This window comes from Pedobacter sp. L105 (genome assembly GCF_009765875.1).
Lineage (GTDB): Bacteria > Bacteroidota > Bacteroidia > Sphingobacteriales > Sphingobacteriaceae > Pedobacter.
Genome location: NZ_LMUP01000014.1, coordinates 335,753 through 360,500 on the forward strand (window position 1 = coordinate 335,753; position 24,748 = coordinate 360,500).

Annotated in this window: 22 protein-coding genes; 12 read left to right on the plus strand and 10 right to left on the minus strand. The window is 40.2% G+C overall.

Translation table 11 applies throughout. The annotated features are described in order from the left end of the window. Positions 1-86 precede the first annotated feature (86 nt). From GSQ84_RS24505 to GSQ84_RS24520, 4 genes are all read left to right on the plus strand, one after another. The gene (locus tag GSQ84_RS24505; protein WP_158800007.1) at positions 87-875 is read left to right on the plus strand and encodes a hypothetical protein; all 789 of its coding nucleotides are present in this window, start codon (positions 87-89) and stop codon (positions 873-875) included. 74 nt (positions 876-949) lie between these two features. After that, entirely contained in the window at positions 950-1,441 is a 492-nt protein-coding gene (locus GSQ84_RS24510; RefSeq protein ID WP_158800008.1) for an antitoxin Xre/MbcA/ParS toxin-binding domain-containing protein, read from the plus strand. Continuing rightward, positions 1,438-1,899 carry an RES family NAD+ phosphorylase gene (locus tag GSQ84_RS24515; RefSeq protein ID WP_158800009.1) on the plus strand — a complete coding sequence of 154 codons (462 nt, stop codon included), beginning with the start codon at positions 1,438-1,440 and terminating at the stop codon, positions 1,897-1,899. Before GSQ84_RS24510 ends, GSQ84_RS24515 begins: the two co-directional genes overlap by 4 nt. Positions 1,900-2,049: 150 nt before the next feature. Next, on the plus strand, positions 2,050-4,425 hold the full coding sequence (locus GSQ84_RS24520) for an ABC transporter permease (protein WP_158800010.1): 2,376 nt from the start codon (positions 2,050-2,052) through the stop codon (positions 4,423-4,425). Between the two features lie 75 nt (positions 4,426-4,500). Here the strand turns inward: GSQ84_RS24520 and GSQ84_RS24525 are convergent, their stop codons facing one another. Beyond that, positions 4,501-5,790 carry a DUF4010 domain-containing protein gene (locus tag GSQ84_RS24525; RefSeq protein WP_158800011.1) on the minus strand — a complete coding sequence of 430 codons (1,290 nt, stop codon included), beginning with the start codon at positions 5,788-5,790 and terminating at the stop codon, positions 4,501-4,503. A 306-nt stretch (positions 5,791-6,096) separates the two neighbouring features. On the opposite strand from GSQ84_RS24525, the gene GSQ84_RS24530 reads away from it, so the two are divergent. The 3 genes from GSQ84_RS24530 to GSQ84_RS24540 all read left to right on the plus strand — a co-directional run bounded on the left by GSQ84_RS24530 (position 6,097) and on the right by GSQ84_RS24540 (position 10,397). Next, entirely contained in the window at positions 6,097-9,366 is a 3,270-nt protein-coding gene (locus tag GSQ84_RS24530) for a hypothetical protein (protein WP_158800012.1), read from the plus strand. A gap of 93 nt (positions 9,367-9,459) precedes the next feature. After that, positions 9,460-9,618 carry a hypothetical protein gene (locus GSQ84_RS24535; protein WP_158800013.1) on the plus strand — a complete coding sequence of 53 codons (159 nt, stop codon included), beginning with the start codon at positions 9,460-9,462 and terminating at the stop codon, positions 9,616-9,618. A gap of 278 nt (positions 9,619-9,896) precedes the next feature. Continuing rightward, the gene (locus GSQ84_RS24540; protein ID WP_158800014.1) at positions 9,897-10,397 is read left to right on the plus strand and encodes a hypothetical protein; all 501 of its coding nucleotides are present in this window, start codon (positions 9,897-9,899) and stop codon (positions 10,395-10,397) included. On the opposite strand, the gene GSQ84_RS24545 is transcribed toward GSQ84_RS24540, so the two are convergent. The 6 genes from GSQ84_RS24545 to GSQ84_RS24570 form a co-directional block, all read right to left on the minus strand. Then, positions 10,383-12,974 (minus strand): carboxypeptidase-like regulatory domain-containing protein, encoded by a 2,592-nt coding sequence (locus GSQ84_RS24545; protein ID WP_158800015.1) that lies wholly within the window; start codon positions 12,972-12,974, stop codon positions 10,383-10,385. The genes GSQ84_RS24540 and GSQ84_RS24545 overlap by 15 nt on opposite strands. Further along, complete coding sequence (locus GSQ84_RS24550; RefSeq protein ID WP_158800016.1) at positions 12,974-13,450, minus strand: DUF4402 domain-containing protein; 477 nt, start codon at positions 13,448-13,450, stop codon at positions 12,974-12,976. Before GSQ84_RS24550 ends, GSQ84_RS24545 begins: the two co-directional genes overlap by 1 nt. A 1-nt stretch (position 13,451) precedes the next feature. Continuing rightward, complete coding sequence (locus GSQ84_RS24555) at positions 13,452-14,324, minus strand: molecular chaperone (RefSeq protein ID WP_158800017.1); 873 nt, start codon at positions 14,322-14,324, stop codon at positions 13,452-13,454. A 74-nt stretch (positions 14,325-14,398) separates the two neighbouring features. Continuing rightward, positions 14,399-14,923 (minus strand): DUF4402 domain-containing protein, encoded by a 525-nt coding sequence (locus GSQ84_RS24560; RefSeq protein WP_216849026.1) that lies wholly within the window; start codon positions 14,921-14,923, stop codon positions 14,399-14,401. Positions 14,924-15,342: 419 nt separating this feature from the next. Beyond that, positions 15,343-16,029 (minus strand): RibD family protein, encoded by a 687-nt coding sequence (locus tag GSQ84_RS24565; protein WP_158800018.1) that lies wholly within the window; start codon positions 16,027-16,029, stop codon positions 15,343-15,345. A 99-nt stretch (positions 16,030-16,128) separates the two neighbouring features. Then, a complete protein-coding gene (locus GSQ84_RS24570; RefSeq protein WP_254070975.1) occupies positions 16,129-17,064 on the minus strand; it encodes an alpha/beta hydrolase in 936 nt (311 codons plus the stop codon). Between the two features lie 274 nt (positions 17,065-17,338). Here GSQ84_RS24570 and GSQ84_RS24575 point away from each other — a divergent pair, with 274 nt between their 5' ends. Both GSQ84_RS24575 and GSQ84_RS24580 read left to right on the plus strand, forming a co-directional pair. Next, positions 17,339-18,175 carry an aldo/keto reductase gene (locus GSQ84_RS24575; protein ID WP_158800019.1) on the plus strand — a complete coding sequence of 279 codons (837 nt, stop codon included), beginning with the start codon at positions 17,339-17,341 and terminating at the stop codon, positions 18,173-18,175. A gap of 190 nt (positions 18,176-18,365) precedes the next feature. Beyond that, entirely contained in the window at positions 18,366-18,896 is a 531-nt protein-coding gene (locus GSQ84_RS24580; RefSeq protein WP_158800020.1) for a DUF3347 domain-containing protein, read from the plus strand. A gap of 50 nt (positions 18,897-18,946) precedes the next feature. On the opposite strand, the gene GSQ84_RS24585 is transcribed toward GSQ84_RS24580, so the two are convergent. From GSQ84_RS24585 to GSQ84_RS24595, 3 genes are all read right to left on the minus strand, one after another. Continuing rightward, entirely contained in the window at positions 18,947-19,693 is a 747-nt protein-coding gene (locus GSQ84_RS24585; protein WP_158800021.1) for an SDR family NAD(P)-dependent oxidoreductase, read from the minus strand. Positions 19,694-19,758: 65 nt separating this feature from the next. Continuing rightward, positions 19,759-20,673: an AraC family transcriptional regulator gene (locus tag GSQ84_RS24590; RefSeq protein WP_158800022.1), complete on the minus strand. Its 915-nt coding sequence runs from the start codon at positions 20,671-20,673 to the stop codon at positions 19,759-19,761. 137 nt (positions 20,674-20,810) lie between these two features. Next, on the minus strand, positions 20,811-21,062 hold the full coding sequence (locus GSQ84_RS24595; RefSeq protein ID WP_158800023.1) for a hypothetical protein: 252 nt from the start codon (positions 21,060-21,062) through the stop codon (positions 20,811-20,813). Between the two features lie 316 nt (positions 21,063-21,378). Between GSQ84_RS24595 and GSQ84_RS24600 the strand changes: the two genes are divergently transcribed. From GSQ84_RS24600 to GSQ84_RS24610, 3 genes are all read left to right on the plus strand, one after another. Further along, positions 21,379-22,599, plus strand: coding sequence for a hypothetical protein (locus GSQ84_RS24600; RefSeq protein ID WP_158800024.1), 1,221 nt, complete (start codon positions 21,379-21,381; stop codon positions 22,597-22,599). 31 nt (positions 22,600-22,630) lie between these two features. Continuing rightward, positions 22,631-23,875: an NAD(P)/FAD-dependent oxidoreductase gene (locus GSQ84_RS24605; RefSeq protein WP_158800025.1), complete on the plus strand. Its 1,245-nt coding sequence runs from the start codon at positions 22,631-22,633 to the stop codon at positions 23,873-23,875. Positions 23,876-23,936: 61 nt separating this feature from the next. Beyond that, entirely contained in the window at positions 23,937-24,239 is a 303-nt protein-coding gene (locus tag GSQ84_RS24610) for a hypothetical protein (RefSeq protein WP_158800026.1), read from the plus strand. Positions 24,240-24,748: the final 509 nt, after the last annotated feature.

Below are 24,748 nucleotides of genomic sequence, written 5' to 3' on the forward strand. Positions count from 1 at the left end.
TAAATGTTTTACTTATAGTAATATTTTTGTTGATAAGAATAGTAATTTATATATTCGCTTATCCTGTGTTAATGTTAAAAGAAATTATGAAATCGATATTGTATTTATTCCTGTTTTCAGCTGTTTTAGTGAGCTGTCAGAAAGAGAAGACCAAGACATATGTTCCCCGTGCCTTAACTACCCATGAAAACTTTAACGTGTCGCAGAGTGCAGGAGATACCCTGGCTATTCTTCCGGAAAACGCTGCTGATCCTAAGAGTCTGTTTGAAGTGAAATACAAGGATACCACTGTTGATATTCAAACCAGCCTGACAGATAAAAACGTCATTGCAAAAAAGTTTGCTTTTGCTGAGTTTGTCAATACAGAAAAAAGCACAGTGCTGGTTCAGGCAGCAGACAGCTCGGGTTTGGTGGCCCCATTTTACCTGATCTCACTGAAAGATGGCAAACCCGATGTGGTGAGTATTTACAGGGCCTCTAACGGTGCTCAGGACAGGAGGTTTACCAAAGGACTTAAAAAGGTTGGACGTTCGGGCTATGAGATCAATAACGATTTTTTTATTGCTACTGTAGCCACTAAGGTTTACCCGATTAAAAGGCAAAAGCCTGATGAAAGAATCCAGGGGTTATATTTTATCAATTCTCCTGATAAACATACACTGGTATTCCTGGTATCTAATTCCCTGTATGAGGTGAATTATCTGACAGATGAATCTTATACCGAAGTTCTATCTCCAAAAATGCCAAAAGCACCAGGAGAAATAGAAAAATGGATACAAAGCCACTATAGCTGGCAAGCCAATAAATCCGGTAGTTACTTTTTGAAGGCCAATGCGGATGATAACAGGATTATAGATATCAGTCAGTTTAAATAATATCGTAAAAAATATTTAAATTAATTTGTAATAGAAAGCATTTGTCTGTATCTTAGTTGACAAATGTTATCGAAATGAATATACGTCCTAAATTAAACCTTAAAGATCTGGATGTTGGGTACTCCCAGAGCCAGCAGGTTTTTGATTTTATACTTGCCGAACCCGGCGTAGCCTATGCCGCTGTCAAGAAAGAAAGTTCCTCTCCTGAGGTAATGGATTTGATTAGGGAGGGTATTCCCAAACAGGCAATTAACAATGTGCTTGATAAAACAAGTATCTCAAAGTTGCAGTTGGCCCGGGTGTTGCACATTAGCACCAGGCAGATGGATCGCTACGAGGCATTAGACCGCTTGCCTGCAGAACAATCCAACTTTTTATATGAATTTGGACGGATCTATACCCGGGCTTTGGCTATTTTGGGTGATGCGCGCACAGTGGATAGCTGGTTAACACGTCCCCATATCGTGCTTGGAGAAAAGGTGCCGCTAGAGCTCATGGATACCAGCGAAGGAATAAGAACAGTAGATGATTTATTGATCCAGATAGAATTTGGCTTTTATTCATGATCCTCTACCGTATTGCCAGGGAAATATATGCTAAAGATCTGTCTGGAAAGGGCGGTGCAATTTCTTCTGCCCGATGGCATAATCATTTGCCCGTAATTTATACTTCTGTACATTCCTCAACGGCCATATTGGAGAAACTGGTTCAGTTGAAGCCCAGTGAAATCCATCATGACCTGATGATCATGGGTATTGTTGTTCCTGATCAGTACAGCAGCCTGGAATTGGACCCAGGCGACCTGCCTGGCCAATGGAATACCTATCCTCCGCTTCCCTTACTGCAAAGAATAGGTAATGCATGGCTCCTCAAAAAAAGCTCTTTACTATTATTTGTTCCCAGTGTGATCGATCAGCTGGCCATGAATGTATTGATCAATCCCGGCCATCCGGAAGCTGAGAAGCTTAAAATTGACAAAGTAGAACCTTTTACTTTTGATGGCAGGCTAACAAGAAAATTATAAGCAGCGTGATTGGCTGTGCGTTTACGTACATTGTTGTTCGTTTATGAACACGTTTAGTGAGGTGTGTTTTTTTAAATCGCTGTATATTAGCTAGCTGCCAATGTGTTACAGGCTGGCATAACATTAGCCTAAAGCTAGAAAACTAATCGTATGCATACTGTCAACTTTAAAATCGCATTTAGAAATCTGTGGAAACACAAGGGTTTTACACTGATCAATATCGGTGGACTGGCTATTGGACTATCGTGTTGTTTAATGTTGCTGCTGTATGTAAATTATGAATGGAGTTATAATAAACAATTCAAAGACATCGACCGAATTTATATGGGAAAAATAAATCTCCATGCTAACAATAAAATATATACTACGGATGCTTCACCAGTAGGAATGGCATGGGCAGCAAAACAGGAGATTCCAGGTGTAGAAATCGCAGCCCGTCTTTCTAATGACAATTCAAGACGGTTGTTTAGTTACCAGAATAACAATTTTAAATTTGATGCGGTAAACGTCGACCCCTCATTTCTTCAAATATTTGATTACCATTTTATATATGGCAGTTCAAAAAATGCCTTAAAGGAACCTAACTCTGCCGTTATCACGGCTTCAACCTCAAAAAAATTGTTTGGAGAAGGAAGCCCGCTAGGTAAAAGTATTAAATGGAATAATCAGAAGGTATTAAAAGTAACGGGGGTAATTGAGGACCTTCCGGAAAATCAATCCCTGCAATTTGATGTTTTACAACCCTGGGCATTTTATGAGCAAAATGATCCGTCTGTTAAAACCTCTGCATGGGGTAATATTATTTGTTCAACGTATTTTAAGTTAAAAGCTAACAGTGACGTAACAGCGGCTGATGCTTCGTTAAGGAAATTGATCAAAGCGAAGGACAAAGCAACTATATTAGAAGCATTTTTGTTTCCATATCACAAACTCCATCTCTATAACGAATTTGAAAATGGTAAAAATTCTGGTGGGAGGATAGATCAGGTGCAACTGTTCTTTTTCCTGGCTTTATGTGTATTACTTATTGCCTGTATCAATTACATGAACCTTTCCACTGCCCGCTCTGAAAAAAGGGCAAGGGAAGTAGGCGTACGTAAGGCATTGGGTGCTTCGAGGCAAACATTGATCAGCCAGTTTATTTTAGAATCGCTTTTGCTTTCCTTTATTGCCATGCTTTTTGCTTTTGTACTTTTAGAAGTAGCTCTGCCATATTTTAATCACCTGCTTAATATTTATATAAAAATAGATTACAGTTCTTACCTCTTCTGGTCTGTACTTTTGGCCCTTATTTTATTAACAGGGCTACTTGCCGGAAGTTATCCTGCATTTTACCTGTCCTCTTTTATTCCTGTAAAAGTATTAAAAGGATTTACAGGAACTGGCAGATGGTCATTACCTGTCCGAAAGATCCTGGTTGTTTTTCAATTTACCTTATCGATCTGTATGATTATCTGCGCGATTATTATTTATACACAGATACAATATTTAAAAAATAAACCATTAGGTTTTAATCAGAACAATCTGGTACAGATGCAAATAGAAGGGGATATGGTTAAGCCTGGAAAAATTGATGTTTTAGCATCAACTTTAGAAAACCAGGGGGCTATTACAACAGCGACACAGTTTTCGGATTCTTTTACTGATGGGGTGCAGATTACCAGTGATGTGAAATGGCCGGGTAAAGCGGTTAATGACAAATCCATTATTGCGTTTAGAGAGACAGGTTATCATTTCAGCCAAACAACCGGGGTAAAAATGATTGCGGGAAGAGACTTTTCCCCGGCCTTTGTTGCGGATACATCCCATTCGGTAATGCTTAACGAAGCGGCAGTAAAAATGATGGGATTGAAGAACCCTATAGGAACAGAGATTACCTGGGATGGTTTACCGGAATTAAAGGTTATTGGTGTGGTGCAGGATTATTACAATGAAAAAAGCGGTGCAAGGGCTACTCCAACCATTTATAATTATAGTACCGCCTATAATAAGACGTTACTGATGCGTTTGAATCCGGCGCAGCCGCTCAGTCAGTCTATAGAGATCATAAAAAGTGTAAGTGAGCAGCTTAACCCTGCTTTTCCTGCTGAATTACAATTTGTGAGTCAAAGCATGGAGGATAAATTACAGGATGAAAAGATATTGAGTGTGTTATCTTATTCGTTTGGTGGATTTGCCATTTTCATCTCTTGTCTGGGCTTGCTGGGGTTAGCCCTTTTTATGGCCGAGCAGCGCAATAAGGAGATCAGCATCAGGAAGGTATTGGGCGCACAACTTGGTGATATACTCGTGCTGCTGAATAAAGACTTTATGAAGCTGGTAATATTATCAAACATTATTGCTTTTCCATTGGCCTATATTCTGGCTTACAATTGGTTAAAAAAATATGATTACAAGGTTTCTATAGCCATATGGCCTTTTCTGATTGCAGCGATATTATCTATGCTTATTGCTGTAGTTACTGTAAGCCTGCAAACTTTTAAAGTAGCTAAAGCCAATGCCGTTGATGCCTTAAAGAACGAATAATTTTTAGATACTATTTGCTCTTATAAACGAAAGGATAATAACAGATTTTCGATGTTGTAATTTCCATTGAGGAGGCTATTTCCTTAACAGCATTTCGGAAATCAGGAAGACCCTGTCAAGTACCACCACAGCTATACCTACGGCAATTACTACGGATAATTCTATGGTTAATTTTTTGACTATGGCTTTATCTTTTATGGTTTTCCATACAATAGGCAAATTAACTATTGCACTGGCCAGGGAAGATACGATGGCAACACTTCCCGCCAGCGCAGGGGTTATCTTTCCGTGCATCGCCATTGTTGCAGCCGCCGCAGTGGTACTGGCGCTGCTTACAAATCCTCCAATAATACCAGTGGCCATGATCCCGCCGCTGCCAAAGAATTTGGTGAGCAGGGTGCCACTTACCTGGATGATGATAAACAATAAGCCAAACCATAATACTTTAGAAAGTGAAATTGGTGAATCCAGTTCCAGCGGACCGGAGTCATCGGATATTTTGGTCTCCAGTATTTTATCCCTTAAAATAAAAAGGGCTGCCACAACAGACATCGCCAGTAATGGCATCAGTGTAGCTGTGAGAGATAAAGGAACAAAAAGTGTTGCGATTAGCAGGTTCCTTGCAAACATCGCGATGGTAGTGAGTAAACATAAGGTGGTCATTTTGGATGTCAATCCTGAACTTTGTACCCTTGTGCTCATCTCTGCCACGGTGGCACTGCTGTTTACCAGTCCCCCAAAGATGGCACCCAGGTAAAGGCCGCTGGTATGAAATACGCGGAGAAAAACATAATTGACAAAACCTATACCGGCAATGGCGATGATACTGAGCCAGGCGTCACTGGGGTTAAATAATTGCCAGGGATCGATATAGGTATTCGGCAGGATCGGATAGATTACAAAACCAATTAATCCCAATAAAATTGCACTCCTGATCTCTGATGGTAATAAACCACCGGCAAAGCGGTTTAATTCTGTTTTCCAGGCCAGCAGCATGGTCATCACAATTGCCCCTGCAACAGGCGTGAATATATGACCGAGACCGACCAGTACGCCCAGCAGGTAATTAACAATCAGGGCAGCAGAAGTAGTTATTTCCAGCGATTTGTCGGCCATCAGGCTGCGGGTATTGATGGCAACAACAAGGATAAAAACACCAATCATGGATGTAATTACAAAATCCTGGCCTATGGTAGAAGAAAGCATCCCCAACAGGGCAACAATAGAGAATGTTCTGATCCCTGCTTCCTTGTGAGACCACTTACGCTCCATGCCGATTAGCATGCCTATCCCAACAGAAACAGCCATTTTTAATGCAATAGGTTCAGCAGGGTAGTGGAGGAAATTGTTATTCAGGTTAATCATATGCTAATTTAATATTATTATTTAAAGTCGGGTTCACAGACTTCAAATGATTCAATAGGGAATGACCCGTCGCCTGGCAGGATAATTTGAGAGGTATGAGGGCGTTTTTAATACACTGTCTCTCCAAATCACAGACCAGGGTCAGAAATGATGCGGGAAGCTGACTTTTAAAGGTATCAAAAACAATGCCTGCATCCTGGAGAATTATCTATTTTGGCTGTTTTTTGCTGTATATTAAAACAAATTTCTAAAAATAGCGTAATGTTAAAGGGTGCTGCCAAACCCGGGAACATATAAATATATATAATGATAAAGCTAAAAGCATTTATTCTAATCCTGGCCGGTATATTAAGTTTCTCTGTTAGCGCTCAGCAGAATAACCCGCCAATTGCAGTGCCCTTCAACTTAAAAACAGCCGGTTATGTAACACTCGTAATAGAAGATAAAGACGGGGTGCGGGTGAGGAACCTGATTTCTGAAACATGGTTTAAGGCCGGTGCCAATACAGTATGGTGGGATGGCCTTGACGACCTTGGCCGTGATATAGAAGCTGCTCATCATGGGCTTTATCATATTCCATCCAGACTGGTTGCGCCGGGCACTTATACTGTACGCGGTTTGGTACATGATGAAATTAAAGCTTCTTACGAATTCGCCGTTAATACCAGCGGAAATCCGCCCTGGGATACTGATGATCATACCGGTGGCTGGCTGGCCAATCATTCCCAGCCTCAGGCTGCGGTTTATGTTCCGGCAGAACAATCTCTAACTAAACAGCCGTCTGTATTTTTAGGTTGCTTTGTTAGTGAAGGGCAGGACGGCCTGGCATGGGTTGACCTTGATGGTCATAAAAAAGGAGGAATAGTTGCAGTTGGTGGGGCGTGGACTGCTGCGTCTTATCTCGCAAGGGATGCCGGTGATCATCCAATGCCGGGCGTTGCGGTTTACGCAGGTTCGGTATGGGAAACAGGGAAATTATCCGGACAGCTGGAATTACGTTTCAGTGTACTAACCAGACCTAATAAACCGCTGTTACTTTACCCTATGGGTCCTTTGGATGCCAATGGCGACGGGGCTGGTGAAATAGGTGGCCTGGCTGTTTATAATGGCCTCGCAGTAGTTAGTCTGACCAAAAAGAAACAGCTTCTTTTTATAGATATTAAAACGGCAAAAGTAATTGGTACATCTCCTGTAGATGCGCCTCGTGGATTGGTGTTTGACGCTAAAGGTAATTTACTGGTACTTTCCGGGAACCATCTTTTAAAATATACTCATATAACAAATGCTCAGCTTCCGGCCCCACAGTCGTTAGTTACCTCCCAGCTGGAGGCACCTGTAGGATTGGCTGCGGATACAGAAGGAAAATTTTACATCAGTGATGGAGGTAATAGTAACCAGGTAAAAGTATTTACTGCTGAAGGAAAATTTGTACGTGCAATAGGTAAAGCAGGTGCATCAAAAGGTGGTTTATATGATCCTTTACATATGAATAGTCCTGCGGGAATAACTGTCGACTCCAAACAGCAGCTCTGGGTTACAGAACATGATTACCTACCTAAACGGGTAAGTGTTTGGTCGCTTGAGGGAAACCTGATCAAAGCTTTTTATGGCCCTTCTAAATACGGCGGTGGCGGAACTTTAGATCCCGGCAAGAACAAATTTTATTACGCTGAGGAAGAAAAAGGAACATTGGAATTTGATGTAGATTGGAAAACAGGAACCTATAAATTAAATAGTGTATTATACAGAAGAATGCCGGGAGATTTAGATTTGCCTGTACGCAGTGCTTCACCAGAAACCCCGCTTTATTATAAAGGAAAACGCTATTTTACTGATTGTTATAACTCAAATCCTACCAATGGCCATTTGGCCGCTTTCCTTTTTACAGAGAGAAACGGTACCCTTTTTCCAGCAGCAGCGATGGGAAGGGCAGATTTTTGGCCCATATTAAAAAGCGGAGCATTCAAATCACGTTGGCCGGCAGGTGTAGATCTAACGGCAAAAGGAGCAACTGCATTTTTTAGTTGGACTGATTTGAATGCAGATGCAAAAGTACAGCCTGATGAGGTAAATTTTATTAAAGGGAGCGGTAATGGGATAACAATAGCGCCAGATCTTTCTTTTGATGTGGCCAATCTGGATGGCAGCGCCATGCAGTTTTCACCGGTTAGTTTTACTGCTGCCGGTATCCCGGTCTATCAGCTCGATCATGGAAAAGTACTGGTTAAGGGTGTACAAATTCCCGGATCTGACGGGGGTGACCAGGTAATTGCAGCACCTAATGGCTGGACGGTAGTTACCCAGGGCATTCTTCCTTTTGAACGGTATTCGCTGAGCGGCGCCAAAGATGGTAAAGCGGTATGGAGCTATCCTAATCTGTGGCCTGGATTACATCCTTCACACGAAGCGCCCATTCCTTCTTTTCCGGGCGAATTAATTGCACCTACACGGCTATTGGGCGGACTGGTAGAACCTAAAGGATCTGATGCCGGAGCGTTATGGGCAATTAACAGTAACCACGGAATGGTTTATCTGTTTACTGCCGATGGCTTGTTTGTGACTACGTTGTTTGAACCAATGCGGACCGGTAAACGATGGAAAATGCCTGTTGCAGAAAGAGGAATGAGCCTTAATGGGCTTAGCCTTAGTGAAGAAAATTTCTGGCCCAGCATTACTCAAACTACTGATGGACAGATTTACCTGACTGATGGCGGCAGGAGTAGTATAGTGAGGATTGATGGTTTGCCAAGTATTAGCAGATTAGCTCCCCTGCCGTTAGTTGTAAGCAAAGAAGACCTTCAAAAAAGCAGTTCTTTTCAGCTAAAATCAGAAGCTGCACGACAGCAGGCTGAGGGAACAGGGGCATTAAATGTTAACCTAATAAATACGCCTGTAACAGTAGATGGTAAGCTGGACGACTGGACGGGAGCAGATTGGGCAAGCATAGACAAGCGTGGCGTCAAGGCATATTTTAATTCTTATTCTAAACCTTATGATGTAGCAGGTGCAGTCACTGTATCAGGAGATCATTTGTATGCTGCTTACCGTACCGGTGATGCCGGATTACTGAAAAATTCTGGTGAGATACCTATGGCACCCTTTAAAACGGGTGGGGCATTGGATATAATGATTGGCACAGATGGAACAGCGAATCCAAACCGCACAGCTCCTGTGGCTGGTGATTTGCGGTTACTGATTACCCTGTTAAAAGGAAAACCTTATGCTTTGCTTTACCGTGCAGTGGCAAACGGGGCTAAGCCAACAGATAAAGTGCCATTTTCTTCTCCCTGGCGTACCATCACTTTTGATCAGGTGCAGGATGTAAGTGCCCAGGTGAGTTTTGCTGCCAGCAGTGCGGGTGATTATGAGATTTCAATTCCTTTATCCGTATTGGACCTGAAACCTAAAGCCGGTTTGACTATTAAGGGTGACATTGGTATTTTGCGTGGCGATAATACGAGGACTTTGTCCAGGGTCTACTGGAACAACAAGGCTACAGGAATTGTATCAGATGTACCTTCAGAAGCAGAGTTAACGCCAAATTTATGGGGAACCTGGAAATTTGTAAATCCTTAAATCATCTTCCGTAGAGGTTGTTTGTGATTAGAATGCCCAGTATAGTGTCTTACTTATGGTTTTGAAAAATTGAAACAGTATAAGATCTATGCTATGGCTAATATTAGAAACAGTGCTTCAAGGCATACACTGGAAAGAAGCGGTCTGCGTTTGATAGAACAATTTGATTATAAAGGCGAAACGCACGACTGGTTTGAAATTACCAAAGAAGAATGGAAGGGAAATTATAGCAAATGTATTTTTAGCCACTGACCAAGTTCGTAACCAAGGGTGGCAACCTTAATGATCACCATCAATATAAAAATAGTAGCAATGATATTTTTTGAATCTTTTGTTAATTCTTGCTTTAGTTTCATAAGATTATTTATAAGAGTTAATTGTTATCAATATAATCAGATTATTCAATTTTCCTAAAATATACTTTGATATGTTTCTGAATTCTTTATAGATTGCCCTAAGAGGAAATCATTGTAACAACGATCTAATTTATAAACGTATAGCCACAAGGTTTCATCAAATATTTAAATTACATGAATAACGAAATCCTTTTTACCGAAACGCAGAAATTCAGGCAGGTATGGCTTTGGGTGATCTTAGTTGGTGCTAACCTAATCAGTATTTTTGGTGCATTCAGGCAAATGTCAAATGGAATACCTTTGCTTAATCCTTTAACGGGTGGCCGGTTAACAACCATCGTTATTCTCTTGTTGGTTACGGGACTTATATTTATGATAAGGATGGACACTGAGATAAGAACTGACGGCCTTTATATTCGTTTTTATCCAATTAATTTAAAAATGAAGCGGTATTCATGGTATACTATTTCAGAGGCGTTTGTTAGAAAGTATAATCCATTAATGGAATACGGAGGCTGGGGTATTAGACTTGGATCTTTCGGGAATGGAGCTGCATTTAATATATCAGGTAACAAGGGGATACAGCTTGTTTTTAAAAATGGCGATAAGGTATTGATCGGCACGCAAAAACCAGATGAAGCAACAATTGTTTTAGCCCAGCTAAAGAATAAATAGCTTAAAATTGATATTACTCACCACATCTCCCTCTACACTGGTTTTGATTTCAAATTTCTTTTTCATGAGGGAAGCAGTTAGATGAAGTTTTTTCAGCTGTGCTTCATCCAGGCAAGCGGTATAAGATCCCGGGGGAAGCCCCAGGAAATTAAAATAACCATCATTTTCAGTCAACGCATGACCAACCAGTACAGAGCCATTGCGGTAAAAATTAATTGTTATTCTTCCCTGTCCTGTGGAGTCTGTTTTTGAAGTATAGACAGTGCCCGATACTTCCCCGCTTATCTGAACAGGCACTTCAATCAGCTTGAGCTGATTAGGATCTATGGCTACTTTATAAGTTGCATTTTTAAACTGCCAGGCGATATTGTCAAAGCTATTTCGGTTCAGTTCAACCAGATAACTGGTATAAGGTTCAAGGTCAAAAACCTGTATCGTAGAATCTTTTACATTGGGCTGCATGCGTCCGCCGCTTACCCTGATCTGAAGCCCGGGGATTTTCGGCTCGTTTTTATCCCGCCGGTTGTTGCCGTTTAAATCGAGAAATGCATAAATCACCATTCCGGCTCTTCCTACATTACTTCGGTTATTTAGTTTGGCATATTTTGTTTTCTGGTCATAAACAGCTCCTCCGCTAAATGATTGTGTGAGGGATGTTCTTTTATTGGCCTGCGTTGCAGAAAATGCTGCCTTTGCAAAGGAGAGATCAAAACGCAGTCCCAGGGTGGCGCTCATTGTATGGTACACTAAATTGTTATTCACCGTCAGGTTAAGAAAACCGCTGCCAAACAGCTGTTTTTCTATCTCCATAGTTGCACTGTTTACCCGCCCGGAAGTATACATATACTGCAATTGCGGACGCAGCGTATAACGATGTGGAAGCGCCCATGCAACTGCAAGATTGCTATAGGTATTCAGAAAATCTTTATCCATCAATATGGTATAGGTGGTGATGTTGCTGCTTAGATTTTTCCAGGTATAGGAAAACATCAGGTCGGACAGGGTTTGCTTAGCATTTGGATAAATTACTTCATCCACTGAAAATCTTGCAAACCCGGAAAAGTTCATTCCCCTGAATTGTTTGGATATAACTGCTTTCCGTTCTTCAATAAAGCTGTTTAAAATTGCTTGCTGTCCTTCTTTGTATTTTGTGTAATCTAATTCAAATGTCAGTTCTGACTTCATTTGGTAAGTAGCAATGGCCCTTGTTCTTACGTTTAACGTGTAGTCTCCTGATAAGACTAAAGTAGAAACCGGTCTGTAAGCAATATTTACAAAAGGCATAACGGGATTTAAACTCACAGAAGACAGATATTCGGTACCGCTTCCAATAGTAACCAAACGGCTCAGGCCATAATTTGCTTCAAAGCGCACCAGACGGCCTTGCTGTCCATTCTCCACAATTCCGCTGCTGGCCGTATATTGAAATTCGTTTTTAGGCAGAAAGTTATAGGGAACACTGATATTTTCCTCCTTGGTTTGTTCTTCTCCCCAAGGGCCAAAAAAGCGCAACTGTAAAACTGAACTTCCATAAACCATCGGTACCTGGAAACTGAAGAATCCGGAAGCATCGGCCTTCACATAATCTATGAGCACGTTATTCATAGATAGCTCTACGGTCCACTCCGGATTGGTATGGTCAGAGAGGGTATAGGTTCCCATTGATTTTCTAATGGTGGTTGGGGCATTGGTTACCTGCAGCCCCACAACGGGAGCGCTCAGTGTGGACACGGATTGTACTGGAATTGTTCCTGCCAATACCTGTCTTACCAAAGGATTATCATTATTTACATAGCGCCACAAGTAATTTTGCTGTTTGAGCTCAAAGTTTCCTTGTGTATTGTAACTAAGGTCTATGGTGGTTTCTCCGCCGGAAACAATTGCGCCTAATCTAAGGTTCATTAGGGTGCTGGTGCTGCCGCCCTGTTGTTGTGTAGAGGAGACTGCCCAATCGGCTGTGCCTAAATTAAAGGTCTGATATTTTCGGCGTATGGTGGTATCGGCAATAATTTCACTTTTAAGCTTACCTAAGTTTTGCCGCATCATTTCCTGTCGTTTTTCGTGAAGCACAGGAAGATCTAATTTTGTAGTCAGGTTAATTGAAAGGCTTCGGAAATTGAAATCGCAGTTTAATCCAAATATTTTACCAAATATTCCGGATTTAAGGTACAGACCTGTTGGCGTTTTGATCAGGTCGTCTGTGGATAGTGTATATACCTTTTGCTGTAAAGTAATGCTGTTGGTTGTCTTATTGATGAGGTAGTTGTTATTTTGTGTGATAAAGAAGCCGCTAATGGAATCCTGGTTTGCAGAAACCTTGTTTTTAATACTCAGGAAATCAAATAATTCTGTAACTGAGAGGTAAGCTTCTTTGCCTTTAATCACCACATCGAGATCTGTTCCTCCCAAACCAGGAATGTTCATATAAACTGTTATTTCTTCATAGGCCGGCTCGTCACCGGCAGATGCAGTAAGGGGAAAAAGAAAAGTAAAGGAAGAAAATAGGCAGGCGAAAATTACAAATAGAAAAGAATGGGCCTTTATATGCTGTGTGAAATTTACAACAGGCTGCAGCATTATTCCTGGTTAAAAGTAATTGAGAAGGTGCCCTGATAAGTGCCGGGAGGACTTGTTGCACTATTGCCGATGGTTAATTTTCCTGCAATATTTAATGTGGTGCGTGCAGGTGGTACTGCTGTTGTAGTAAAAGGGGATCCCAGGTTTGAACTTTCCAGGTGAAGGCTTACGGTTCCTCCGTTACTTCCGGTTAACACGGCATCGGCACCATTGGTAATCGAAATAACGGAACCTGCCGGAGCCTGAATTTCAAGGATAGCCTGTGCGGCAGAATTCCAGGTATTCATTAAAATAATATCTCCTGTAGCCGTGCGTGTTCCTGTAGTGGATACATTAATCGTTCCGCCAGAACTTCCCTGGTAAAAGGTTCCGAAGTTGAAATTCTGAATGGTGTAAACGGTGATTTGCGAATAGGTGCTAAAAGACGTGAGGAGCAGTACTGCACATAAAAACAGAAAAGATTTGAGTGAGGACATGTTAATTTAAAGTCAGCTCTGCTGCGGCAATTTTTTCTGACTTCCCTTCATTTACAGCTGTATAGCTTACACTTAGTTTGCCAGAATGATAGTTTAAACCTGCTTTTGGATCGAGGGTTAAATTGATATAGCGCAGTTGATTGGGTGTGTAAACAGATATCCCTTTGATATAACCGGCCCTGGTAGTTTTACCGGCAGCTGAAATATAGTTGACGGTAATATCACCATAGAGCGACATGTTTCCTTTTCGGTTGACCGTTAATTTTAGTATATCAGTCTGGTTTTCGGATTTTCCGAGTGTTAAGTCGGTGATTGAAGCTGTCGTCGTGTTTTCTCCAATCCTGATAATTACAGGGATAGTGATTCCAAATACCGGAGTTATTTTTACAGATACATTTTTGGTGTTTTCTGTTTGTTGTTTTTTTGCAGAAGGGTTTTCTGGAGGTACTCCTCTAAAATATAAGTGTGACCGGTATTCGCCGGCCTGTAGCTTTTCTTTCTGATAGAGTTGTATTTTTATAGTCTGGGTTTCTTTAGGCGCCAGTGTTATGGTACGGGGAAAGATCCTCAGGTTTTTATCTGCAAAATGCTGCCCCGAATCGGGCTGTTCTATTTGTTCGAAGTTGCCATCGTTTTTTAACCTGATCTGTACAAAAGTTACCATATAAGTTGCCGTGTCGTTACCGATATTGGCCAGGCTAATTTCCTGCGAGCGCTTTTCGCCTTCAAAAATGATGCGTTTGGGATTAATAAACAGATCTCCCTGGGCTTTTACATTGGAGGAATAAAAGATACTGGTTAAGATAACCGCAAAAAAAATAAAATATCTGAGCAGGGTTGTTGTTTTTTTATCGAAACCAGGTTTGATAAACATGGGATTTGATGATAAGTGGTTCTGATGGTAAAAAACAGAAGTACTGCCCATTGAGCAGTACTTCTGCGGAAATTTTAGTTATAATTAACGCTTACGTTAAAAGGAGTAGCACCGATATAAGTGCCAGCATTTTGGTTAGCTACTACATTTAATGTAGCGCCAACATTTAAAGTTTGTGTTCCACCTGTCAATGTACCGGTAGTATTACTTGTAAAAGCAGTAAGGCTCATTACTTCAGTTGCTGATCCGGTGCCTGTAGTGATTGAATAAGCCGTAGTTGGTAGAGTAACCGCATAAGCATAACCGTCTTGACCTGTAACGGTAAAAGAGGCAGCTGTTACTGTTCCTGTTGCAGCTGGAAGTTGAACGCCAGCTTCAGTTCTTACACCAGCGGGCGATAAAACCACTGTACCACCTGCAGTAGTTGATACCACGTTTCCAAAATTCAAATCCTGAGTTTTAGTAATAGTGATAGGGGTGATGATAGTTGCGCTTGCAGTTACAGTTGCAGTTTTTACATCAGTTTGTGCAAATGAAGCAGTTGAAATTCCAGTCATAGCTACGGCCAGAATTAAAAGTTTGTGTAGATTTTCCATCATTTTTTTATAAGGGTTTTTTCTGTACTTATCAGATGATAATAATTCTTTATCACTATCCCTAATAAATATGATGCAATATTACGCTTTTTTTGATAAAAAATATTATTATTAAAAATAAATATTAATATGATTTTATAAAAATATTTAATATTGAAATATAATAATGTATAATTATAGTATTAGTAGCTGTTAATTTACATATAAAAGAATATAATTTTTATTACTTTACAACTTATAGTTGTAAAGTAATTTATGGTACCAAAATTGATTAAGATTTATTTTTAGTAAAATGTAGAAATTTCTCTACGTAATGACCCGATTTCAAATATTAACTGTCGAATATATCTGCAAAAGATAAAAGCCGGAACAATTTAATTGCACCGGCTTTTATCTTTTTTTTAGAAATTTAATGACCTAAATCATTTTATTTTATAACGCATCCATACGATGTCATTTTCCAGCTGCTTAATACTTATCAATTTTAAATGGCTTGCGGGTGATTTTTTTATATTTTTGGTTACCTCAAACAGGGTGGGGGTATCAGGACTGCCGTCTGCTACAGGCATATGTAAAAAGCTCAGTTCATCTATCAGCCCCTCGTTTAAAAAAGAGCCATTAAGGTGGCCGCCTCCTTCCAGTAATAGTGTTTTAATGGAAAACAATTCGCGTAGTTTTTCTAAAACAAGGGAAAAATTAATATCTTTTTTTCCACCGAAAACATAAGATATACCCGTTTCCCGGAGGTAATGCAGATATTGGTCTGTTACTTCTTCTGTGAGTACAGAAATGATATGATCGCTGTCTATTTCGGCTTTCTGCCAGTTTAGTTTACCAGCTGCATCAATGGCTATTGCAAAAGTCTTGGCTTGCTGGTTGGCAATGTAATCTTCCCGGCTTACCGGGTGATCAGCTTTCTTCAGTCTTAATTGTGTTTTTTCTGCAAAGTCCCGCTCCATAGTAATCCTGCCGCACATCCAGGCATCAGCTTTGTGCGAGCTTCCTGTTTCTTCATAGTTGTTCATTCCCTTTACCTTTCCCCACTGAGCGGTCAGGATCCTGCCATCTACGGAACTCATCATATGGCAAATAACATAAGGTCTTTTCATTTTTATAGCATTTAATAAACACCGATAAAAGCTATACCGGCAATTATTAAAACCCTGAAATTATATTTATGTTTGGTCAACTATGTTTATTGAAAGAGACTAAAACAAACGGCTTATCCATTTCAGGATAAAATCAGCGTCCTCTTTCCAGGTTGGCTGTCCCAATACAAAATGATTCCGCCCGGGAAATTCCTTATAGTCTAATATGGAGCCATTATGTTTATATCTTTTGTAGTTGCGAAAATTTAAATGCGCGGGAATGATATGATCTATGCTACCTGAAGTAAGTAATAAGGGTACATGCATTTTTTCAAAATCTACTTTTGCTGCGTTGGTGAGACCGCCCCTTGCCACCCTTTTGGATTCTGGGATGGTATTGGCTTCGTAAGCTGCTTTTTGTTCGTCCAATGGCATTTGATTTACAAATGCATATTGCCAGTCTTTAAAAGACATTAGATAAGTTTTACGAAGAGAAGTGAAAAGCCCAAGCGCTTTCCATCCTGCTTTGATGAAGGAAAATTCATACGGAAAAATGCCCTTAGGCGGTACCGAATGGATAGCTACTCCGGCAGCTGCAAGGTTTAGGTTGACCAAAATCTGTGTGATCAGTCCGCCGAGGGAATGCCCAATGATAATTGGTTTTTCCGGCAGTGCCTTTACAATTTCCGCAAAATGCTCTACCAGTTCTGCTAAGGTAAGATTGGCCAGATCTGTATCGTTAGGCCGCCTTTCACGCAGTTCTGAAGCCGGGGCATCTTTAAATGGCCATGCAGGGGCAAGGGTAGTATATCCGTTATGCTCAAAGTAAGTCTCCCATTCATTCCATCCGCTATTACTTACAAAAGCACCAGTAATGAATACAATCGTATTGGTCTTTGCGATTTTCATATAATGTTGTTTAAGTTTTGATTTAAGCTTACTGGCAAATAAATTGTTATTTACATGATTTGACTTCTCCTCAGCACCTTTCTTCCGGTCTGTTGAAAGTCCTTTTGGTGTAACCTTTTTTAATAATCGAACTGATTTCTTAGCCATTTTTAAGCTATGCTGTTTTGAGAGGTCAAATAAAGCGTTAGTTGTCAGTAATTTATGGATTTTTATTTATAGTTTGAATAATTATTTATTTTTAATGATAAAAAGAAGAAGTATTGATATGTTTCGATTTATTTTTACCTTCAATAAAAATAGATGTAATAAACATCCTGATCTTTCAGGTGTTATATAAAATAGATTATCATAGTTTCATAGCGATAAACCGCCGCGGGCAATTTGAAAACAATAATTACTACTGATAAACCAATATATTGACATGAAAAACTCATTAACATTTAACTTAGGTAACGAATTTGAAATTAACCGTCTGGGCTATGGCGGAATGCAGTTAACCGGTACAGGAGTATTCGGTGAAGTAGAAGACCGTGAAAATGCGATCAAAGTATTACAGGCAGCTGTAAAAGATGGGGTTAACTTTATTGATACTGCTGAAGCATACGGGCCAAAATTTAACGAATCTCTGATTGCCGATGCGCTATCGCCTTATAAAGAAGGATTGGTGATTGCTACCAAAGGTGGTTTTAGCCGCTCAGGACCAGGTGCATGGACACCAAATGGTACTCCTGAATTTATTCACGAGAATATAGAAGGTAGCCTTTCGCGTTTAAAAGTAAAAACGATTGATCTTTGGCAATTGCACCGTATAGATCCGAATGTACCTTTGGAAGATACATTGGCACCGGTAGTAGAAGCAGTAAAAGCTGGTAAGATAAAACATGTAGGTTTATCTGAAGTAAATATAGAGCAAGTAGAGCAAGCGCTAAAAATATTGCCCATTGTATCTGTTCAAAACATGTACAATTTAAGCGAAAGAAAATGGGAGGCTCTAGTTGATTATACAGCGGAACGCAAAATGGCATTTATTCCATGGTTTCCACTGGCTTCCGGACCATCTAAAATGGCGGATAAGATCAATCATATCGCTGCAAAACATAATGCGACAACTTCTCAGATTGCACTGGCCTGGTTGCTGCAGCGTTCACCAAACATTTTGCTGATCCCTGGTACCAAATCCATCACGCATTTAGAAGAAAACTTAAAAGCTGCTAATATCGTTTTATCTGAGGAAGAATTTGCAGAGTTATCCAAATAGCATAAGGTTGCTGAAATAAAAACGCTTGGCAGTTGATTGCACTGCTCCCAAAAAATTAGATAATTCTGGGAGCAGTGCTTAGTCAGTCAGGCGTTTTTTTTCAGCTGTTTTTCTCCGTAAACAACCTATTTGTTGTAAATTGGGCAGGCATTTTAAATATAAATGCACTCACCATTTAAAATTAAAAGAGATGAAAAAATTCCTGTCGGGCATATGTATTTTAATCCTGTTATTTACTGTATGCGCTCATGGTGCCATAAAAATAGAAGCTACTGAAAATTCAAAACCAAGTCCGTTGAAAGGTATTTTGAGCACATATCTGGAAATTAAAAATGCCTTTGTAAAAAACGATGACATCGCTGCGGCAGCTGCGGGAAAAGAAATGGTAAAAGCATTTACAGCTTTTAATAAATCTTCATTAACATCGGCGCAAGCCAAAACCTACAGTAGCATTGAAGCGCAGGCTAAAGAAAATGCAGAACATATTGGGAAAAGTGTGGGTAATATTGACCATCAGCGTGAGCATTTTGAGGCGTTAAGCAAAGAAGTATATGCGATGGTAAAATTAATAGGCGCCGGGCAAAAATTATATTATGACAATTGCCCAATGTACAATAATAATAAAGGAGCGCAATGGTTAAGTGAAGTAAAGGGTATTCAGAATCCTTATTTAGGTAAATCTATGCCCGACTGCGGTTCTGTAAAAGAAGAGCTAAATTAATCATTTTAAAACCGTGCCCACCTATATGGCAAACACGGGTTTAAAATATTTTATTGTGCAGTCATTCCTGCATCTATAACGTGTTCTGCACCGCTGATGTAAGATGATTCATCTGAAGCAAGGAATAGTACCAAATTTGATACCTCTTTGGCTTCTGCTAAGCGTCCCAGCGGTATTTGAGCAAGCGCATCACCTCCGTCTTCATTGGTAGCTTCAACCATCATTGGGGTGTTGATAAAACCAGGGTGTACAGAATTGGCCCTGATATTATTTTTTCCATATTCCACAGCTGTTGCTTTAGTCATTCCTCTTACGGCAAACTTACTGGCTACATAGGCAAGATTTGGAAATCCATAATTAGCTACCATGCCGGCAATGGAAGAAATATTTACAATAGATCCTATACCAGCTTTAATCATTGAAGGGACTACAGCGTGCATTCCATAAAAAACAGAATGTTGATTGATGGCGCAAACTTTCAGATAATCGGCTTCAGTTAGTTCTGCTGTTTTTGCCAGGGGACCCAAAATGCCAGCGTTGTTTACCAGTACGTTAACGGGGCCAAATTTCTTTTCTGCTTCTTCAACTACATGAGCCCATTGTTCTGGATTGGTTACATCATGTTTTACAAATATTGCATTTTCACCCAGCTGGCCGGCCAGGGCTTTACCAGCTTCTTCTGATAAATCTGTTAGTATAACTTTAGCTCCCTGAGCGATAAATTCTTTTGCATGCGATTCACCCATGCCTCTGGCGGCTCCGGTGATGATGGCTACTTTACCTTTTAAACGTTCCATATTTATAAATTGATACATCAAAGTTATGGGGAACAGATTAATGCTGCCATGTCAGAAACCTGATATTACATGTCAAATTCCTCTATCAGCTCCATTGTCGCTGCTTGTTTACGGAACTGTGAAGGTGAATAGCCGGTGTGTTTTTTAAAGAATTTGCTGAAGGCAAAAGGGTCGCTGAAATTCAGCAAATAAGCAATTTCACTAAAATTGCCGGCGGTTTGACAGATCTGGTATTTTGCTTCGCTAATCACCTGGTTGCTAATGAGCTGTGTTGGATAGTGGCCGGAAATCTTTTTGACCAGCACATACAGGTAATTGGTGCTAACACACAATTTTGACGCATAAAAGGCTAATTGCCGGCTTTCTTTAAAATGGTTTGCCACCAAGTTTTTAAAGCGGATAAACAATTCATTCTCTTTATTTACAGCAACTTTAGCGCTCCCGATATAATCCCTTAAAAGGGTATCGGTTTCATAAACCAGTGCAGAGGTCAGATTTCTCGCTATCAGCTCCCAGTGAGGTTTGGATAGGTGTTGTAGTAAAGCAAAAATCTCCTTAAACGTGCCCAGGATCTTGTCCCTGTCATTATCAATAAGTTCAATTACTGTTTTTATGCCATGACTTAAAAAAGAATGGCTTTGAACAGAGAAAATATTTTCATTCAGTTCATCAATGAACTTTCTGGTGAACAATACTAACGCACATTTTGTATCTTCAGATACACTGATTACCTTAAATACCTGTCCCGGTCTGTAGATCATCAGGGAGTTAGGAGATAATTTATAATACTGCTTGTCGATTTCAATTTCCAGGTTACCCTGGGTAATCATTCCAAAACAATAGTAAGTTGGATTAACAGAAAAGGGTTCGTACTTATCAGGTACCTTGGTGAGGAAGAGGAATTCTTCTGACTCCGGCCACGATAATTCCCTGTAATCAATAATATCCCGGATACTATAATCTATAATTTGGTGATGCATTGGTTATATGAAGTATATGAGTTCTGTGTTATAACAAATAATAACGCAATTTGTGTTCTCTTATTCTTCGAAAGATAGGTTAAAAGGTGCTGAAAATAAAACCATTCATTAAGATAAGAAATGATTTGTTGCAGGCTTTATTTTGAAATATTGTGTTTTTTTAAATTCTCGTCGATTACTTGCTGTAAACTGATAAATTCCTGATCGGTAAGGTTTCTCAAACCAGGGTTTATTACTACCCATTTTCCGTAGGCAGAACGTTCCAAACGTATGGGGTTAGGTTCTCCGGTAATCAGTTCCACTTTAAATTTTTCATTCTGATCGGATGCGGTAATGATCAAATCCAGTTCCAGACTGCGGACTTTAAATTTCACTGAAAACGTTTTCATGCTATTTCTCCTCTATTTTTATCAAGTCTCTTCGAATTCTATGTAAACAAGTAAAATATATTTTTTGTTTTCAGGAAAGGAGAGCTGTTTGTTGTGGTCGATCTATCAATTTAATTAGAAAAGCTTAAAAAAAAATACCTGATTCGTTTGAGGTAATTACCTGTTTTTCAGTGTATAAAAACAGTATTCGAAATTGTTTGAAGGGGTTCTTTTATTATATTTCTTTAAATTGGTTGTGGCGGCAAACTTTATTTGTTCAATAACGTTAGATAAATACTGGCTGAATTATTGTACAACGCGCTCAACAGGATTTCATATGATAAAATATATTCTACTCTTATTCTTACTATTACCGGCAGCTTTGTTTGCACAGAGCACTTCAGGCATGATGCCGCAGGGAAATATTGTAAAAGATACCGCCAATCAGACGGATTTAATTGATCTTGCGAAAGATCTTTTCAGGATCAAGCCTGGTAAAGTTAGAGAACAAAAAGGAAAAAGAGTATATTTTTCTATCCTTCCTGTCGGCGGTTCTGCTCCAGGTGGTAACGGACGTGCTTTAATTACCAGTACTACGGCAGGCATGTATCTTGGAGACCGCAGTACCACTAACATCTCAAGTGTAACTTTTGCGCCTTACTGGAATTTTGGCAAACGTTTTGGGTTGCCGCTGCGTTCAAGCGTTTGGCTTCCCGATAATACCTGGGTGATCCAGGGTGATATCAGGTTCCTGCATTATCCGCAATACACCTGGGGGTTAGGAAGCGACCACAGTTATGATCAGAAAACATTGGTAGATTATAATTATGTCCGTTTTTATCAAAGTGCGTTAAAAAAAATAGAGCCTTACCTGTTTGCAGGTTTTGGATATAATCTGGATTATCATACCAGTATTAAAAATGACGATCCTACAGTTTCTCTGAAAGATTATACCGGGTATGCTTATGGTACAGGTGGCAGCTCAGTGTCATCAGGGGTTAGTTTAAATTTATTATATGATAGCCGTGGAAATTCAATTAACCCGCTTCCCGGTGCCTATGCAAATGTAGTTTATCGAATTAACCCGACTTTTTTGGGAAGTTCCAATAACTGGCATTCCCTTTACGTGGATGTACGTAAATACTTCCCTTTAAATACAAGCAAACCATCGCAGCAGAACACTTTTGCAGTATGGTCTTATTTATGGACCGTATTAGACAGTAAGGCACCGTATCTGGATTTGCCAAGTATCGGCTGGGATCCTTATAACCGTTCTGGCAGGGGGATAGACCAAAATCGCTACCGTGGTAAAACCCTGTTTTACTTTGAGGGTGAATACAGAAGGGATATTACTGAGAATGGCTTGTTAGGTTTTGTAGTTTTTACCAATGTAAATTCAGTGAGCGGTTCCAGCAGCTTGTTTACTTCCTGGCATCCAGCCGCCGGTACCGGTTTAAGACTTAAGTTTAACAAAGGTTCCAATACCAATATTGGGATGGACTACGGATTTAGTAAAGGCTACAACGCCATTATGTTTAGTCTTGGAGAAGCATTCTAGCCTATTATAAAGTGGTGCTCCTGATAAAACCATGAAAAAGAAAAAACTCATTATTGCAGGCGGTGGTATATCAGGACTGGTAGCTGCAAGGGAATTAGCCGCCACTTATGAAATTATACTTTTGGAGGCTTTACCCCGCTTTGGCGGAAGAATATATACTATCAATAACGAAGTCTTTCCGAGGGCTATAGAGGCCGGTGCAGAATTTGTACACGGCAAAGCCGAGGAGAGCATAAAACTATTGAATGAAGCAGGCATTAGCTTTGTGAAAACAGGTGGTAAATCTTATCATCTGCAAAATACGAAGCTGGTGAAAGAAGGACATCATGACCCTTCCTGGGATGATCTTATCAAAAAAATGGCGACTGTACAACAGGATATTACGCTATTAGAATTCCTGGATCTTCACTTTAAGACAGGCTTTGATAAACTGCGACAGCAGGTGATTACTTTTGCCCAGGGGTTTGACCTGGCCGATATCACAAAAGTAAGCGTAAAGTCTCTTTATCAGGAATGGGCGCATCAGGGCGAAGATTACAGGGTAAGCGGTGGATATGGTCAGTTGATCAAATTCCTTGTAGCGGATTGTAAAAAAAAAGGTTGTGCGCTAATTACTAATACCCGTGTGAAAAAGGTTCAATGGGAAGAAGGATACGTACAGGTATTTGCGGAAGATGAAACTGTTTATGAAGCTGATCGCTGCCTGATTACCCTGCCATTGGGTATCTTGCAAAGCGAAGAACAGTCCCTTGTTTTTGTGCCGCCAATAGCGGAGTATAACAAAGCTTTTCATCAAATTGGTTTTGGAAGTGTAATTAAATTTATCTTATTATTCCGCCATAAATTCTGGAAAGATGATGCTGCCTTTTTTCACAGCAGCGAAGAAATCCCTACCTGGTGGACACAATTTCCTGAGCATTCTCCATTCTTAACCGGATGGGCAGGCGGCCCTAAAGCTATTGAATTGAGTGCTTTCAGCAGCGACGAATTGCTGGAAAAAGCCCTTAATTCCCTTTCTGCAATCTTTAATCTGCCAATGGAAGAAATTAAAGCACAACTCATCACTGGAGAGGTTTTCAACTGGCACAGGGAGAAATCTTTTTCAGGCGCTTACAGTTATGCTACTCCTGCAACAGCCGGGGCACTTGTATTATTAAATGAGCCCATACAGCAAACGCTTTTCTTTGCAGGCGAGGCCTTTTATGCTGGTGATACACCGGGCACAGTAGAAGCAACTATTGTCTCTGCCAATCAAGTAGTTAAAAAGCTGAGCTAAATTTTCGTTAAACCTTCACATTTTTCCATAGTCATAGAGTTAGATACCAATTTTTAACATTATGATGAAGTTATCAAAAACACTGGTTTTATTGTTACTATTGTCTCTTGGAGGGGCAAAGTCTTATGCTCAGTTTGTAGTTCGTATCCGTCCGGAGCGTCCTGTAAGGGTTATTAACAGAAGGCCACCGCCTCCCTCACGTGATCACGTTTGGGTAGAGGAAGACTGGGTACCTCAAAATGGTACTTATGTTTGGCATGGCGGTTACTGGGCAGCGCCGCCGCGTCACGGAGCAATTTACGTACAGGGACACTGGAAAGATACCCGCAGGGGTACGATGTGGATACCAGGACACTGGAGATAATTTATATAGGGCTGTTTCATTGAAACAGCCCTATTTTGTTGTGTGCCCGGCATGTGCACAAACTCTGGGGTTATAGTCCCGAACGCCCCTTATAGTAGGAAGCATTAACTTAAGGCAAGGGGGGCATCATCAGGTAGAGGCTAAGTAGCCATTGATCAAAGTCAACTGGAAAAGGGAGAATTTCGCCCACAAGCTGTTAAACGTGGGGGCTAATGCAAATGGCGGCATTCTTTTATTTGGTATAGTAATGAACATTTTAACTTTAAATTGATGATCAATTGTCTTTTCCAGACATTCGGCCCTAAAAAATTGGAATATTTAAAATAAATGACATTTCTTTGGTATCTAACAGGCAACTTTAGAGAAGTTGCTAAGACATAAGATCAGTTAGATTGTGTTAACAGTAAGGTTACAGAACACACCAGTCTCCCTAAACGAAAGTTTGCCTTTTTTAAATGCAATTTGGTTTGGATCATAAAATATAGATACCTGATAATGATCAGTAAAAA